This is a genomic window from Arthrobacter sp. MMS18-M83 (assembly GCF_026683955.1).
Lineage (GTDB): Bacteria > Actinomycetota > Actinomycetes > Actinomycetales > Micrococcaceae > Arthrobacter.
Window position 1 is genome coordinate 1209162 of sequence record NZ_CP113343.1, and the last position, 14669, is coordinate 1223830.

The 14669-nt window shown below is 61.9% G+C and carries 8 protein-coding genes; all 8 read right to left on the reverse strand.

The window, feature by feature from the left end:
- Positions 1 to 26: 26 nt before the first annotated feature.
- The 8 genes from OW521_RS05725 to OW521_RS05760 all read right to left on the reverse strand — a co-directional run bounded on the left by OW521_RS05725 (position 27) and on the right by OW521_RS05760 (position 14533).
- Positions 27 to 647, reverse strand: a complete 621-nt coding sequence (locus OW521_RS05725; protein WP_268023679.1) for a hypothetical protein — start codon at positions 645 to 647, stop codon at positions 27 to 29.
- Between the two features lie 271 nt (positions 648 to 918).
- Complete coding sequence (locus OW521_RS05730) at positions 919 to 1923, reverse strand: dTDP-glucose 4,6-dehydratase (RefSeq protein ID WP_268023681.1); 1005 nt, start codon at positions 1921 to 1923, stop codon at positions 919 to 921.
- 31 nt (positions 1924 to 1954) lie between these two features.
- Positions 1955 to 3340, reverse strand: a complete 1386-nt coding sequence (locus OW521_RS05735) for a nucleotide sugar dehydrogenase (protein ID WP_268023683.1) — start codon at positions 3338 to 3340, stop codon at positions 1955 to 1957.
- A gap of 481 nt (positions 3341 to 3821) precedes the next feature.
- Entirely contained in the window at positions 3822 to 6011 is a 2190-nt protein-coding gene (locus tag OW521_RS05740; RefSeq protein ID WP_268023684.1) for a LuxR family transcriptional regulator, read from the reverse strand.
- A complete protein-coding gene (locus OW521_RS05745) occupies positions 5969 to 6502 on the reverse strand; it encodes an AAA family ATPase (protein ID WP_268023685.1) in 534 nt (177 codons plus the stop codon). Before OW521_RS05745 ends, OW521_RS05740 begins: the two co-directional genes overlap by 43 nt.
- Complete coding sequence (locus OW521_RS05750; protein ID WP_268023687.1) at positions 6499 to 9285, reverse strand: helix-turn-helix transcriptional regulator; 2787 nt, start codon at positions 9283 to 9285, stop codon at positions 6499 to 6501. Before OW521_RS05750 ends, OW521_RS05745 begins: the two co-directional genes overlap by 4 nt.
- 213 nt (positions 9286 to 9498) lie before the next feature.
- Positions 9499 to 12258: a LuxR C-terminal-related transcriptional regulator gene (locus OW521_RS05755; RefSeq protein ID WP_268023689.1), complete on the reverse strand. Its 2760-nt coding sequence runs from the start codon at positions 12256 to 12258 to the stop codon at positions 9499 to 9501.
- Positions 12236 to 14533, reverse strand: a complete 2298-nt coding sequence (locus tag OW521_RS05760) for a LuxR family transcriptional regulator (protein ID WP_268023691.1) — start codon at positions 14531 to 14533, stop codon at positions 12236 to 12238. The genes OW521_RS05755 and OW521_RS05760 overlap by 23 nt, the downstream gene beginning before the upstream one ends.
- Positions 14534 to 14669: the final 136 nt, after the last annotated feature.

A 14669-nucleotide genomic window follows, 5' to 3' on the forward strand; every position in this document is an offset into this window, starting at 1 on the left:
GGACCGCCCGGGCCAGGCCGCCTGGCCTACTTCACTTGGCTGACCGTGACGATGTCCAGCCACGGCCCCGACGGAACCTGGTCCCGAGGCACGAACTGCCAATCGACTTTGTCCGATTCACCGTCGAGCTCGGAAAAGCCGAGACACCCATTGAGCGCCGGCGAGACGTCCATGCCGGCCCCGTTGAACTTTGTGTTGACAGGCCGGGCGTCTTTGGAGCCAAAAACGTAGTTCTTGTCGTGGTATTGGCCGGGGCCGGCGTCTTCGATCTGCCCGTAGCATTCATGGCCGCCCTTGCGGATCCTGACCCACTGGTTCTTCATGTAACTGAAGGAGCGGTTCTTCTCATTGCCCGCAAAGCCAGGGTCGTTGGCCCATGGAATCACACTGGCTCGTTCGGCAAAAGCTGTGGCATCGTTGACGTCGTCATAGGGAAGATCCAGGTAAAACGGGTTCTCCTTCGGAGTCATGTTGGTCGGCGCAAACCCCTTGGCCTGCGTTCTCGCCTCGGTAGTGCAGCCGTTCTTGATGACACCGTCACAGCCTCCATAGCTCTGCATCCACTGGGAGTCGTAAGTGGACGTCACCTGGCTGCCATCAGCCGCCTTGGGGTCGAAGATCTCCCCTACCCAAAAGGTTGTTGCCACGATTCCCGTGTGCCACGGGAATCGCCCGGCGGCCGTGGATAAGGGACTCGGCCCCGGGGCCGGCCCAGTGCACGCTGCAGTCAGCAGGGCCAGGACCGCAGCCACTCCAGCGAGACCAGGGCGCCCGGGTCCGGATCCTGAGGGATTCACATCGTGCTCCTGGGAGTGGGTTCGGGAGGTCGTTCGTCTGACGCGGGCGGGCGGCCGGTTAGCGGATCCTCCACCTACCCGGCCACCTGTCCATACGATGTAGGCAATCTTGCTCCCTCGCTCAAGAGGCCAGGGTGACCTTCCAACCCGAAGGATCCAGGACTTTCGCCGGCTTGTAGTCGGCGGCGACGTTAAGGATGATTTCATCGAGGGTAGTCTTCGGGTTGAAGCCAACAAGCTCGCGGGACCTGCTGTTGTCCGGAACGCGCCGGCGCATGTCCTCGTACCCCTCGGAGTAGGCCTCCTCATAGGGAACCAGGGTGATGGGACTTTCGCTCCCCAGGAGTTCAACGATCCGTTGGGCCAGTGTCAGAATGGAAATCTCGTAGCTCCCACCGAGGTTGAACGCATTCCCATAGGCCAGCGGTTCCTCGGAAATACGGGCGATGGCAGGAACGATATCACCGACGTAGGAGAAGCACCTCGTCTGCTGGCCGTCTCCGTACACCGTCAGAGGTTCACCGACGAGCGCCTGCCGCACAAGTCGCGGGACAACCATTCCATACCGGCCTGTCTGGCGAGGTCCTACCGTGTTGAAGAGCCGCACGATAGCAACTGGCAAGCCGAATTGGCGCCAGTATGCATGCGCAAACGCCTCGTCAATGCCTTTCGCCGCAGCATAAGTCCACCTCGACTTGAGCGCAGATCCAAGGATGCGGTCCGCCTCCTCCGAAAGGCTGTCCGAAGTGTTCTTGCCGTAGATCTCGCTGGTGGATGCCAGCAGCAGCGAGGCACCCGACTCCAGGACAGAGTCCAGGACCACTTCCGTGCCATGGATATTCGTGCGGAGGCTCTCTAGAGGGTGGTCCACAATCAGATTCACGCCGACGGCGGCCGCCAGGTGGAAGACCCTGTCGGCACCGGCAACAACTTTGTCCACGGCGTCCCGGTCGAGAATGGTGCCCTCCACGAAGTGGAAGTTCCTGTGGCCGATCACGCCCTTGAGATTCTCGAGGCGTCCCGTAGACAAGTTGTCCAAGACCGCTACTTCGTCGCCGGCCGCCAACAGATACTCAACGAGGTGGCTGCCGATGAATCCGGCACCGCCGGTTATTGCTGTTTTCATTTCTCCTGCTTCCGTCTAAAACCTGGTGGATCTAGAGCCGGGTTACGTTATCGGCTTTGGGCAAGCGGTACGTGGTGTCCAGGACTGCGGAGGCTCCGGCCAGCCAGTCAAGGTCCATCTGGCTGTGCCTTGTGTGCAGGATCACCAAATCCGCCCCCCAGTCAGCAGGCGATTGCTCGGATTGGAGGGTTCCGCCATGGCCGTCGGGCGCCGTCTGGCACCAGGGATCGGAGTACGCGACTTCCGCTCCGTCGGCGATCAAGGCTGCGATGATCTCCAACGCCGGGGATTCCCGAAGATCTTCGACATCGGGCTTGTAGGCAACCCCGAGGACCATCACGCGCGCGCCGGCAACACCGTGGTTTCGGTCGGACAGGATGCGCCGGGCCTTTTCCACAACCTTGTGCGGCCTACCCGCAATTCCTGCCATAGCTTGTTCGATCACTGGCGCCGTCAAGCGGGCTTTGCGCAATTGCCACAGCAAGTAGTGAGGGTCGCAGGGGATGCAATGTCCGCCGACGCCGGGACCAGGTGTGAACGGCATGAATCCGTATGGCTTGGTGGAGGCCGCATCGATGACGTCCATGACTTCCATGTTGAGTTCATGGCAGATATCGGCGAACTCGTTCGCCAAGGCGATATTGACGGCCCGGAAGGTGTTTTCCACCAGCTTTGTCATTTCGGCGACGTCCGCCGACGGGACTACATGGACCAACTTGGTGCTCGCGCTCAGAAGCCGCTCAGCAGCTTCACCGCAGGCCTGGGTCACACCGCCCACTACCCGGGGAACGTCTTCGTGTGAGAACGAGTCCACCCCGGGATTGATGCGTTCCGGCGAGAACGCGACAAACACGTCCCTGCCGGGGATGAGGCCCTTGGCAGCCAGCGGCAATGCCAGCAGGTCGCGCGTGGATCCCACATACGTTGTGGAGGTCAGCATCAACAGCTGGCCAGTGGTGGCAAAGTCGACCACGGAGGCGCAGGCAGCGCGGAGAATACCGAGATCCGGGACCAAATACTCGTCAACCGGGGTCGGAACGCAAACAACCACGGCCGCCGCGCGGGCAAGCAATGATAAATCGCTGCTCAACATGAACGTCGGGTCCAAGAGTGCGTTGCTGAGCCGCTCCTTGTCGGAATCCAGAAGATCTGCCCGCTGCTCGCGGATTACGGCCAGCCGTGCATCGGACACATCCAGGCCCAGGACTCTGCGGCCGGAGGCGTTGATGGCCAAAGCCGTGGGCAGGCCCACGTAGCCCATGCCCACGATCGCCACGTCGAAAGTGAATGCCTGGTCCTGCGTGGTTGTGGCCTGGGTTACGCCTCCCTCCGGCCATGCCGGTGCCGGCGCGTGCACGGACTGAGAGTTCCCGTTGAGCGCTGTCTTGAGGGTCTTAACCTTCGTGTTCGGTGCCATGGTCAGTCGACCTCCAGGTGCCTGATGTCTCCAGTGTGAATAAAAGCCGGCGACGAAACGGGATGTGCCCTGGTCTCAGAGGGCACGTGACCACCCGCCGCCGGCTCGCTTGTGGGGGTACCCGCCGAATGCGGGATACCGATCGCATCGGAGCTAATTTCTCGCCGGATTACCGGGTGGTCTTCCTGTAGCAAAGAATTCTTCCTGCGTTTCATCTCGAGACCCACTTGTCCCCAATTGCGTGGCGGTTGCCATCAAGAAAGAGCGTATTAACTAACCCCTAGGGCGGGCGCGAGTGGGCTCTACCCGTCTTTGGACGCGCTGTGACGCCCGAATCCGCAGACTACCCGTCCAGGCATTCTTAACCACTCGATTCGGTACTCGCTTTGGTCCCGGCACCCTTGTTATCCAGGCGCGGACGACGGCGGAGGGAGACTGCGCGGCAAACGTCCTCCGGGCCAATGGGCACCGGAGTTTACCGCTAGCCCAGGTTCTCCGTACCGTCGGCACCGTTCATCAGGTCTTCACGGTGGCTAATGCCCAGCTTGGCAAACATCCGGTAGAGGTGGCCTTCAACGGTGCGCAATGACAGGCCCAAGCTGACCGCAATGTCCTTATTGCTTGATCCCGACCGCACAAGCGTTGCGATTTCCTGCTCTCGCCGGGTGAGCTTCTGGAGGTCGGGGGAGCTCCCCTCGTTCGCCGGACCTGCCTTGTCGAGTGCAGCGGTGCGGCGCTTGAGAAGTCGCTGTCCCTCAAGCTGGCGCGCTTTGTCCCCCCTGCTTTCCAGTATCCGAAGGGCGTGAACCGCACAATCAGCTGCGGCGAGTTCCAGCCCCTCCCTGGACGCCGATTCGCTAAGCTCAATGAGTCGATCCGCGTCCTTGTGCGTGAGGGCCAGCCCGACGCTCAGGGCAAACTCCGCGGTGCGGCCTTCACTGCCCTCGGCTACCGCGGTCAGCCTGCGCGAGACGCTCGGGTCTCCCAATCTCAGGACCAACATCAGGATGTCAATCTCAGCGCCTATTGCGCCGTCCGCGGCGGCCGAATCCGCAAGGGACATGAGCCGCGCGATCGCCACTTGCGAGCCGGTCTGTTCGGCTCTCGCCACTGCCGCATGGCCCTGGGCCAGCAGCGAGGGATGCACACCGTCCCGGATCATTGCGTCGTACTCGCTAGAGTACGACGCAGCGGTGTCGCGGCGTTTCAGGACCGACGCCGCGTACGCGGCGGCAGCAACGGCGTCGGGCAGGTCACTACCCATGTCAGAGACCCGCAGCATGCTGACCGCTTGACGAAGCCTTGGCAGCGCAACCCCCAGGTCTCCCCTGCGCAAGTCCACTAGTCCGGCTGCCAGGTGGAGCATCCCGCCCGAATAGATCAGCGAGTTCGGACCTTGGGAAACATGATTCCTGAGGAATGCGTCGAGAACGTCAAATTCACCCGCCTGTTGTAGGGCCAAGATGTAGCAGCGCATGACAAAGCCCGCGTATTGGAGGCTCCAATCGCCGTTCGTGGCGACCATCTCCTGGATGCTCATCAGAATCTGGAGGGCAGAGACCGGCCGGCCCGTGACCGCCATGGCCTCCGCGAGGAGTGCGCCCGCCACCAGGCGGGACTCGTCGTCGTCGGTTTCGTTCCAAATCTGGCGGAGCTCACGTTCCGTCTCGACATAGTGGCCTTCCGCTTGGAGGCCTTGCAGCGAAAGAAGCCTGCTTCCCAGCTTTCCGCGTTCTAGTTCCGCGGGGTCAATGCCCTGCGGAGCCTCAGCGAGCCTGGCGAGGGCCGCCTCCCATTCGTAGGCTGCCTGCTTGATGGCGTTCGGCCCGACGCCTTGGCGTCCGGCAAGTTGGGCCGCTAACATCGATGCGTGCCGGAGCGTCCGCGGATCACTTGTCCGGTCCACTACCCCGGCAAGAGACGACACCGATCCCCGAATATCACCGCGGTACCATTTTGCCCGTGCCACCTCTACTTGGGCGGCGAGTCGCAGGGACGGATCCTTGATCGCGCTGGCCACCCGTTCCACGTAACTAGGGATGAACAGCCGATTTGCCAGTTGCGTCGCTTCCAGGATGTCTGCATCCGGGACCTTGGTGCCCGATTCCAACCCCCATGAAACGTAGCGCAGCAGGCCGTCCATGGTCTGCGGTTTGGCACCCATCAGGTCCACGATGCGCCGTCGGATGGTCATGCTGTGGGCAGTGGGGACCAGCTGGCGGATCACTTCGCCGACCAGCGGCTGGGCCAACCGGACATGCCGTGCGGGGTCGGACGCGATCTCTATGAAATGCAGTTCCTGCAGTTCATCCACGGCGTTGGAGTAGCTTGCCTGTTGCACCACGTTCAGCGGAACGGGCTCTGCCAACGCGACGGTCTCCAGGGTCTCACGCAGTTCGGGTCCCAGGAGGAGGATCTGGTTTCTCACCAGGTCCATCAAACGCACGCTTGTTCCCCGAAGCTCACCTGAAAGCATCCAGGCGTCGTTGCGGCAGACCAACTGGCCAAGTGACTTGGCGTGGTCAATGAGTTCCAGCAAGAACATCGGGTTTCCGCCGGAGTACTTGCAGAGGAGGGCGCTGGCGCCTTGGACGACGGGCCCGTCCAAGGCCTGGGCGCAAAGTTGGTTTACTTCCTGCTCGTTGAGGGGATGCAAGTCGAAGCGGTCCACGAGTCCTTCGGACCACATCGAGAAAACTTCTGCTGGGGGGCAGGATACGGACGGCACAAGAACACGACTTTGGCCGCTTCCGCCGCCGCCAGCTGTGCCAGGACAGCCACGCTGCTGTCGTCGATGTGGTGTGCGTCCTCAACGATCAGGACGGCCGGTGCCGGGTGCGGCTGCCCTGCCGGGTTCAATGCCGCGACGACAGCCCTGAGGACGGACAACGGCTCGTTGATCTGGCCCGGGGTCAGGGCGGTCAGCAATGGCGCCAAGGCCGCAAAGGGTACCGATGACAGAGTCGGGCCGGCAAATACCCTGAAGGGGCGGACTCGGTGGCCCAGTTCATGGACCACTTCGTTAATCAGTGCAGTCTTGCCGATGCCTGCATCGCCGAAAAGCAGCACACCCGGACCGTTGACATCCAAAAGGCAATCGACGACGGCGGCCATGACGCTGAATCGTCCAACCAACGGTTCGGTGGAAACCACCTCAGTCATTGCGCACCACCTTCAACGCTCCCAAGGGCAAAGCTCAGTTCCGAGCGTTCTACGATCTTCAGCTTGCCGAAGATCTGGTAGAGGTGCCCCTCTACCGTCCGCACTGAAACGTGGAGCTTCGCGGCGATACCCTTGTTGCTTTCCCGCTTCGCCGCCAGCTTTGCAATCTCCAACTCGCGCGCAGTCAGCTTCAGTCCCTCTTGGTGGCCACTCTGCGGGGTGCGCAGATGCTGCCTGCAGGTCTCCGCGAGCTGCCGTGCCTTCCGAAGTGCCGTCTTGTCCAATGGGACGTGTTCCAGATGCAACACGGTCTCGGCGATGTCGAAGGCGAACCTCTCGTTCTGCATGTCTTCGGCCAACCGTGCTGCATCGAGAAGAAGCTCGGCACTGCCCGACATCATCGCTTTCGCGTACACGGCACACAGGTCCGCGAATCGTCCTTGGCAACGGAGTGCCGAGTCCAGCAGCCTGGGAGCGGCCGCCACAGCACCCAGACGAACCGCTGAGCTGAGGCAAAATATCTCGTGACCGGGCGCACCCTCGTTCCGGTCGGCGTCGGCCAGTCGGAGAAGTTCCTCAATGGCGGTTTCGGGGCCTTCGAGGCGCTCCCGGGCCAACGCCTCGAGGTACTTTTGCATCCGTTCCTTCCGCCACGTCGGCCTGCGCTGCTGGGTGGACGCTTCCTTCAGGTAGCGCAAGGCTTGGTCGGGCTCACCCTGTAACGCCGACGCGTAGGCAGCCGCAGTGCAGGCGATATCCAGCATGCCTTCGTTGTCCTGGACACGCAGCTGGCTTATCACCGGAATGAGCGCTTCCATGCCGTCTTGGGCCCGGCCCTGGAGGCAAAGGAAGATCGCTTTGGGAAGGTCAATGGCCGTGGGGAGTGCCTCGGCCGACGAGACCAAGACGTCGTCGTCCGGCTGGACCATTTCCCCTGCTTTGTCCCACCTTCCGGCAAGCACGAAGGCGAACCTGAGGCGCGATGTCGCGCGCCGGGCCGCCGCGACGGAAACAGCAGGATCATGACAGTCGGCCATCAGCAGCTCGGCCATGTCCGCCGCCTCGGATTGCCGACCCGTCAAGGCCCAGGCCTCGCACAGCCAGCTTCCGGCGAGTAGACGGAACTCCGTGCCGTGGGACTCAAAGTCTTGAAGCACCTCTTCCAGGTTTACCGCCATCTCGGCGTAGGAACCCGAATAGCTGGCTGCCTGCGATTCGGCCAGGACAAGTTCCTCCCGAAGTTCGGCGATATCCTGCCCTCCGCCGGCGGTCGCAGCTTCGTCGTCCAGGCGCCGTCGGACGTGTTCCAAGGTTTCGCAGGCCTGGGCAGTGGTTTCGCTTCGGGCCAGAAGGACCGAGCTCTCGGCGAGTTTGAACCGCACCCATTCAGGCAAGGTGGCCTCATCCCCGGGTCCTTCCCGGTGTTGCTTCAAGACGTTCCGGGCACCGGTCACGTCGCCCAGTGTCATCAATGCGTGGGCTTCCTCGGCTACAGCCGCAGGCATCAGGGAGTGGTTTGGAATGGACCGGACCAAGCGCAAGGCCAGCCTCGCGTCAAGTTGCCGATTGGCCACGTTCGCAGCGTCAAGAGCTTCATTCGTACCGAGTTCGGCTCCGCAGTCCAATGCCCAAGAAGCCATGTGCAGCAACATCAGGCGCTGGCCAAGGGACGGATTCGTCGCTTGGGCCAACATGTCCCGCAGTTCGTTGCTGCGGCCGGGAGGAACGTTCGCCCGGACCACGTCGCCCACGAGTTGGCTTTGCAGCCTGGCCATCCTGGGCAGCGAATCGTCCACCAGAAGGACGCCCCTTTTCTCAAGGGAATCCACATCGTCCGGTGACGCGAGCGCCAGCAGGGATTCCAGGGGGACGGCCTTTGCCAATGACAGGATCTCCAGGACTTTGCGCTCGCCGCTGCCCATCCGGCCAAGCCGGGTGGTGATGAGATCCGTGATTGCCCGGCCGTGCAGTTCGCTCCGTGACGTCAGTACCCAGACGCCGTCGCGCTTCAGAAGCGCTCCCGATTCGGAGAGCTCTGCCGCGAGCATCTTGAGGTAGTGGGGGTTGCCTCCGCTGGCTGCCCAAATGGCGTGGGCACCCGACGGTGAGACCTTTGCTCCCAGCCCGGCCTCGAGCCAGACGTGTGATTCATGGAAAGTAAGTGGTTTGAGGTCTATCCGGTGCAGGAAGCCGTCGCCGCAGAGCCTCGTGATCTCGCCACAGAGCCGCTGCGGATCAGTGCAGGTCAGGACAAGCTGTGCAGCGCCGTTCCGCGCGAGTTGGGCCACCGTCATGGCCGCCAACTCATCCAGCTCGGCCGCATTTTCAATGACCAGGTACACCGGCTTTCCCTCGGCACGCTCACGGAGTAAGGCGGTGAGGGCTGACAACACCAGCACCGGATGGGCCAGGTACCCCGGGTCAAGATCGCTCAAGAGAATATTGAGGGCGCCGTACGGTGATCCCGCCAACGCGGCGCTGCCACGGATGACGACGACGAACGAATGCCCGCGAATTTCGTTGACCGCACGGGTGGTCAAGTAGCTCTTGCCGCTCCCGGACGGCCCCGTAACGAGTACGCCACCCTTGGATGCCGCGAGCGCAAGTGCGATGTCGTCAACAGTGGCCCTGGGTCCAATCGGCGGCCACGCCATCGAGACCACCGACTTGCCTTCGCCGCCCTCCTGTGGGGATGGAGACGAAGATGCGTCGAATGCCTGGTACCGCGACCCGTTTCCGGACCGAGCGGCGTGGACCGTGGATGCACTGCCTGCTGTCAACATGAGCGAGACCCCCAGTGATCGAGTGGTGACACCCCCCAATTAACCAGCTAGGCGTCAGCCCTACACCAGTAGTGAGTACTCGACTTTCATACGGCCCGATACTCGTATGCGGGTATGAGTACCCCTGCCGCGGGTCGTGGCTACTCGGCGCCGGCAGTAGCGTTCCCATCGAATCGAGAGTGCGCTACTAATGCTTTGGGTCCGTCTTCCGGTTCAGCCGGCGTCGGGCGTGCCTCGCACGACGGCGACAGCCCCGGCAAGTTCGTCCCTTCCGGTGATCCCCAATTTCGAGTAGCACCGGTACAGATGTCCTTCGACAGTGCGGACCGAGATAAGCAACGTGTCCGCAATCTGCCGGTCGCTGAGGCCCTGGACCGCCAGATTGACAATGTCCCATTCCCTCTTGGTCAGTCTTGGTGACACGGATTCGTGCTGTGTTTCCTCGCGTTCCTGACCCAATTCTTCGTTGCAGCGCGCCAGCCCCGCGCGTGCAACCGCCGTGAGCTCTTTGGTGCGTCCGTCATCCGGGGCATCCAGCGCCAAGCTGTAAGACCTCGCGGCCAGGTGGTAGACAGCGGCCGATTGAAGCTTCTCCCCCGCGGACAAGTACCGGGCAGCACCCCCGAATTTGAGTGCCAGCCCGTACTCAGCGAGGGATTGGGCCCATGCGCCCTCAGTTGCGGCCGCAGTTTCGCAAAACCGGTCCAGCCTGTTGGTGTCCCCCAGGCCAAGCGCCAGCTCCAGGGCATGCAGTTCAAGGAAGGTGGCGCCTTTTTTCGCTGCATCGTCGGCGTTGACATACAACCCTTCGACGCCGGAGCCGTCACCTTTGAGGAGTTCAATCGCGGCTTCGAAAAAGTTGCTTGCTTGGGCATTGAGAAGATACATGCCGTGTTGCCCCCAGGACTTGTAGTCCGCCCTGAACCGTTCAGCTTCAGGCAACCCGGCGCCGGCTGCCGCATAGAATGCCATTGCGGCACACAGACCGAAAAGATTCTGCGGATCGCTGTCTCTCAGGGCTTCGAGGCCGGCAGTGAGCAGCGGCAAGGCATCGCCGGATTTTCCCTGCCTAATGGCAACATAGCCGAGCACTACGTAAGCTGCCCCGCCAAAGGAAGCCATGGCGACACCTGAGGATTCGTAGTAGCTGTCGAGGAGCTTTTGAGCGTCCGCCCAGTCCCCGGCAGCCAAAGCGCAAATGACGTGGCGGGCAGCGATGAACTCGGGGACGAAGAATATGTCGTTCTCCGGGGGCTGTTCCACGGCGGCAGCTTCCAACGCCAGCAGCTTCCCCTGGCGCCCGAAGCCGAGGGCGCAGAGCCGCTCTGACTTCAGGGACAACGCCAAAGCCTTGAATAGAACCGCCAAGGAGCCTTCTACGGATCGTTCCTGAAGGAGGACGCGCTCCAGGTCCGGGCCCATCCGCCGGTATTCACCGTCCAACGAACCAGCAACCATGTCCATGAGGGAAACAGCAAGTGGCACAGCGGCTTTCACGTCCGGTGTCTGCTGCCCCTGGAGGCCTGGCCGCTGCTCGCCCCTTTCACGGAGAGCATTGGTATCGGCCAGGATCAAGGAAGCGGGTTGCCCCACCGCGGCACGCGTGACGGCACGAAGCAGGCTGTCGAATATTAGGTGGGAGGGTCCGGCGTCGCCGTCCAGGGTTTCTTGGGTCAGGACTGCTGCGGCCTCGTCGCGGCGGCCAAGATTGAAGTACGATCTGGCCATGATTGCCTGAGCAACCGTTTGCCACTGCATATCCTGGACGGCGGTCGCCATGCGCAATGCCGTCTCGCTTTGAAGGAGCCTCCCGGCAAGGACCGCCGCTCTGATCAAGAGACGGTCGGGCACGTCTGCCCCGCAGTCAAGAGACCACGTAACCATCCGGAGGAGGGAGTCCGGGTTGTCTTCGAAAACGTCCATCCGGGAAACTAATTGTCGGTGCAGTTGCAGGCTCTGGGCAGCTGGGACGACGCTGCGCAGTACCTCTCCGTAGACGGGAGAGACAAGCCGGAGGGTTGGCAACCCATTGCCGGATGGCTTGATCAAATGCTGGTCCACTAACTCCTGCACCGCCGTTTCACCGGCGACAACGTTGATCAGCTTCTCGTCCACCGGCTCGGCCAGTGCGATCAAGCTCAGGGCATCCCTGCCTGCGGGCGAAATGCGCATCAGCTGAAGCTTAACCACAGCTTCCAGCTTGACGGTGTGGATGGGTGTTGCGGCTGTCTTGAGCCAAACACCGTGCCGCTGAACAAGCGAACCCGAGCTTTCGGCTTCCCGAACAAGGGTCTTCAACAACAGGGTGTTGCCTCCGGCCTCTGTCCAGAATCCATGGCTCGTGCTGCTCAGCACGATTCCCCCCAACAAGGCCTCGCACAGTGCGTGGCCTTGCTCAGCCGTCAGGGGCTCTAAGTCAAACCACTCAGCACTTCCCTCGTGCCACAGTCGCAAGAGAAGTCCCGGAACCCCCGGCCGGGGGACGCACGCGGCCACGATTTTGGCCCATCCTGCCTGAACAAGCTCAGTAAGCATCTCGCACGTGGCATCGTCCAAATAGTGCGCATCATCGACCAGGAGCAAAGCTGGACTAGTATCTTTGCGGATGCTCTCAAGGTGAGCCCAAAGGGCGCGCAGCACGGCGACGCGGGAGGAAATGTCGGCAACGGAGAGTTGTGCAAGATACGGGGCCAACACCCCATAAGGGACGGCAGTAAGTGAGGGACTTCCATGAATCGGGACTACCGCAAAGTCCTTGCCAAAGATACTCCCGAGCTGGGCTAGAAGCGCGGACGCTCCAAGGCCTGAATCGCCCACGATGAAGACAGCCGAACAGTCGTCCGCACGGATTGCGGCAGTAATTCCAGGGAGCAAATGCCCATAGTCCAGCCAAGGTTCAAGCGGCCTCGTGCCGCTTTCTCCGGCAAGACCATGCACCGCCGCGGCGTTGTCATGCCTGCGCGGTTCCTTCAAGCTCGCTCCTTGATGAGATGCCCATTTTCGTGAAGATTTGATAGAGGTGGCCTTCAACTGTTCGGACGGAAACCTGCAGTTGGTTGGCCACCTCCTTGTTACTCAACCCTTGACTGGCCATCTTTGCAACCTGCCGCTCCCTTTCCGTCAGTTCGGGTCCGAAAGTATGTGGTGTCAGGGGCAGTACCGGAACGGTGCCGACCAGGCGGTCCAACCGTTGCTGGGCGAGCCGGGCGGATGACGAATCGCCGGCTTCCCGGGCGATGTCCAATGCCAGGACGGCGCAACGCGACTCCACCGCATCCAACTTCAGCTCCTGGGCAACGGAGGCGGCAAGCAGCAAGGTCTTCGGGTCCTTCTTTCGGCTTCCTTCCGCCACCATCCGGTTCACCGCCGCCATTTTGCCTTGGCGGCGCGATGAAACCTGCTCCAAAAGCAAAAGCTCGTCGTCAGTACCGTGGACGGTGGCCCCGAAAAGGCTGATGGACGCCGTTGTGGTCCGTCCTTTCGCCAGGTCCCGGTTGGCCGACTCGATCAGGCTCTGCTTCGCTCCAGGATCCTTCAACCAACGCCGCGCCATCTTGACACAGAATTCGGCCATCCATGCGGGAAACCACGCCGTCTCCCCTTGCCCTTTTTCCGCCAATTCGAGAAACGTCCGGGATTCTTTCACATCGCCAGCCTGCGCATAGGCAAAGGCCAACGCAGAGTAAGCCAGTGCGGGTCCATAGTAGTTGCGTCTGATCTCCAACTGCGCCTGGGCTCCCAGAAGGGTGTCAATCGCCACTGCGGCCCGTCCGGCGTAGGTGTAGGAGACCCCCAAGGCAAGCTCGGCGGCGCCGCCGAGGTAGTGGATGTTCTTCGGCTGGTGGTCGAGTGTCGCTGTCAGCATCCTGGCCAACTCCTCCCATTGTCCGCTGCACAGCAGGGCGGCAAACAGGCCTTCGGACAACCAGTTGTGCAACCGGGGTTGCGCCTTTGCCCGCTGTATTTTGTGCTTGAGCTCGCGCGCCAGTTCGATTGCCTCCATTTCCCTGCCAAGTACTGCCCAGGCCATCGTCAGCAGGCTCCCGCAACTCAACCGTTGTTGGAGATCGCTGCCATCCCGGTATTCCTGTTCCAAGGCTTCAGCAACTTCCGAATACTCGCCCTGATGGACCTGAAGCTCAAAACGGGCGAGCTTAAGCATTCCACGTGCTCGCTCAAGTTCGGCGGCATCGGTAACGCCCTCTTGTGACCTACGGGCAAGGTCCTCCTCGGCATCAGCGACCAGGCCGGGAATTTGCACGTGCCCACCCGGAATCCACAACAGCGCGCTGCAGAGCTCCTGGACATAGTCCGCATAGTCATACGCCGAAAGGCGCCGAAGTTGCTCGGGCGTCACATCCTTCAAAGCGGCGATCGCAGCCTCATGCTCGGCCAGGATCACGTGGGAAACACAGCGTTGCTGGGCCGCGGCCACCCACTCCTTGTCTTCCCGCCCAATCTGCCGGGCACATTCCAAGGCGAACCAAGGATCGAATTGCCTGTTCGCGGCCGTCGCAGCGGCCAGGGCCACCGCGGGTTCCAACGTTTCGCGTACGTTCAGCGTGGAGGAGGCAAACCCCAGAAGGGCCTCGGCGTCCAGGTCCTCCGTAATGCCACCGATAACCCCAGCGGCTAGCCGGCGCAGTTCATTCCGTCGTGGCAGGTCCATCCATCCTCGAATGACCTCGCCCATGTACTCGTCGCGCAGCGCCACAAGGCGGGCGCCTGACGGTTCGATGCGAAGATAACCGGACCACTCCATCTCCGCAACCACTTCAGGTTCCAGGACGTCCAACAGCACGGCGAGTGGGGCCGTCCGGATAAGGGCAAGCAACTCCAGCGCTTCCTGGACCGCCGGGCTCTCCCGAGCAAGTCGGGAACGGACCAGATCGGTCAGGACTTCGGCGGAAGAAAGATGGATTTCGCCTTTCATCGCCCAAACTTGTCCGGCCAGATGCAGGTTGCCCGAGCGGAGCTGCTCGGTGACGATGGCTTGGAGCACCAAGGGATTTCCACCGCTGGCTGCATGCAGGGCGCTTGCGGCAGTCGCGGTCACTCGTTTCCCAAGGACGCCCGTGAGCAATTTGGCCACTTCCGCCCGGGAAAAAACCTGGAGCGGAACTTCGTGGAGCAGTCCGTCCTTCAGCAACCTGATCAGGTCTTCCGGCATGTCAGTGACTTGGCGGACAGTAACGAGGACTTTCGCCGTGCCACTAATTAACAAGTGCACTAGGGCAGCCGTGCTCATGGTGTCCATTGCGGGAAGTTCCGATAGGACCAACAGCACCTCACGCCCCGCGGCGTCCGAACTTATCATTTGCGATATGCCGTGGATGATCGCTCCGGGGGAATCTCCAGCATCAGCGGGCAATCGGGCGAGCAGA

Excerpts from the sequence above, each read along its gene's own strand:
- OW521_RS05730 (WP_268023681.1), bottom strand. The coding sequence starts at position 1,923 with ATGAAAACAGCAATAACCGGCGGTGCCGGATTCATCGGCAGCCACCTC.
- OW521_RS05735 (WP_268023683.1), bottom strand. The coding sequence starts at position 3,340 with ATGGCACCGAACACGAAGGTTAAGACCCTCAAGACAGCGCTCAACGGG.
- OW521_RS05745 (WP_268023685.1), bottom strand. The coding sequence starts at position 6,502 with ATGACTGAGGTGGTTTCCACCGAACCGTTGGTTGGACGATTCAGCGTC.
- OW521_RS05750 (WP_268023687.1), bottom strand. The coding sequence starts at position 9,285 with ATGTTGACAGCAGGCAGTGCATCCACGGTCCACGCCGCTCGGTCCGGA.
- OW521_RS05760 (WP_268023691.1), bottom strand. The coding sequence starts at position 14,533 with ATGAGCACGGCTGCCCTAGTGCACTTGTTAATTAGTGGCACGGCGAAA.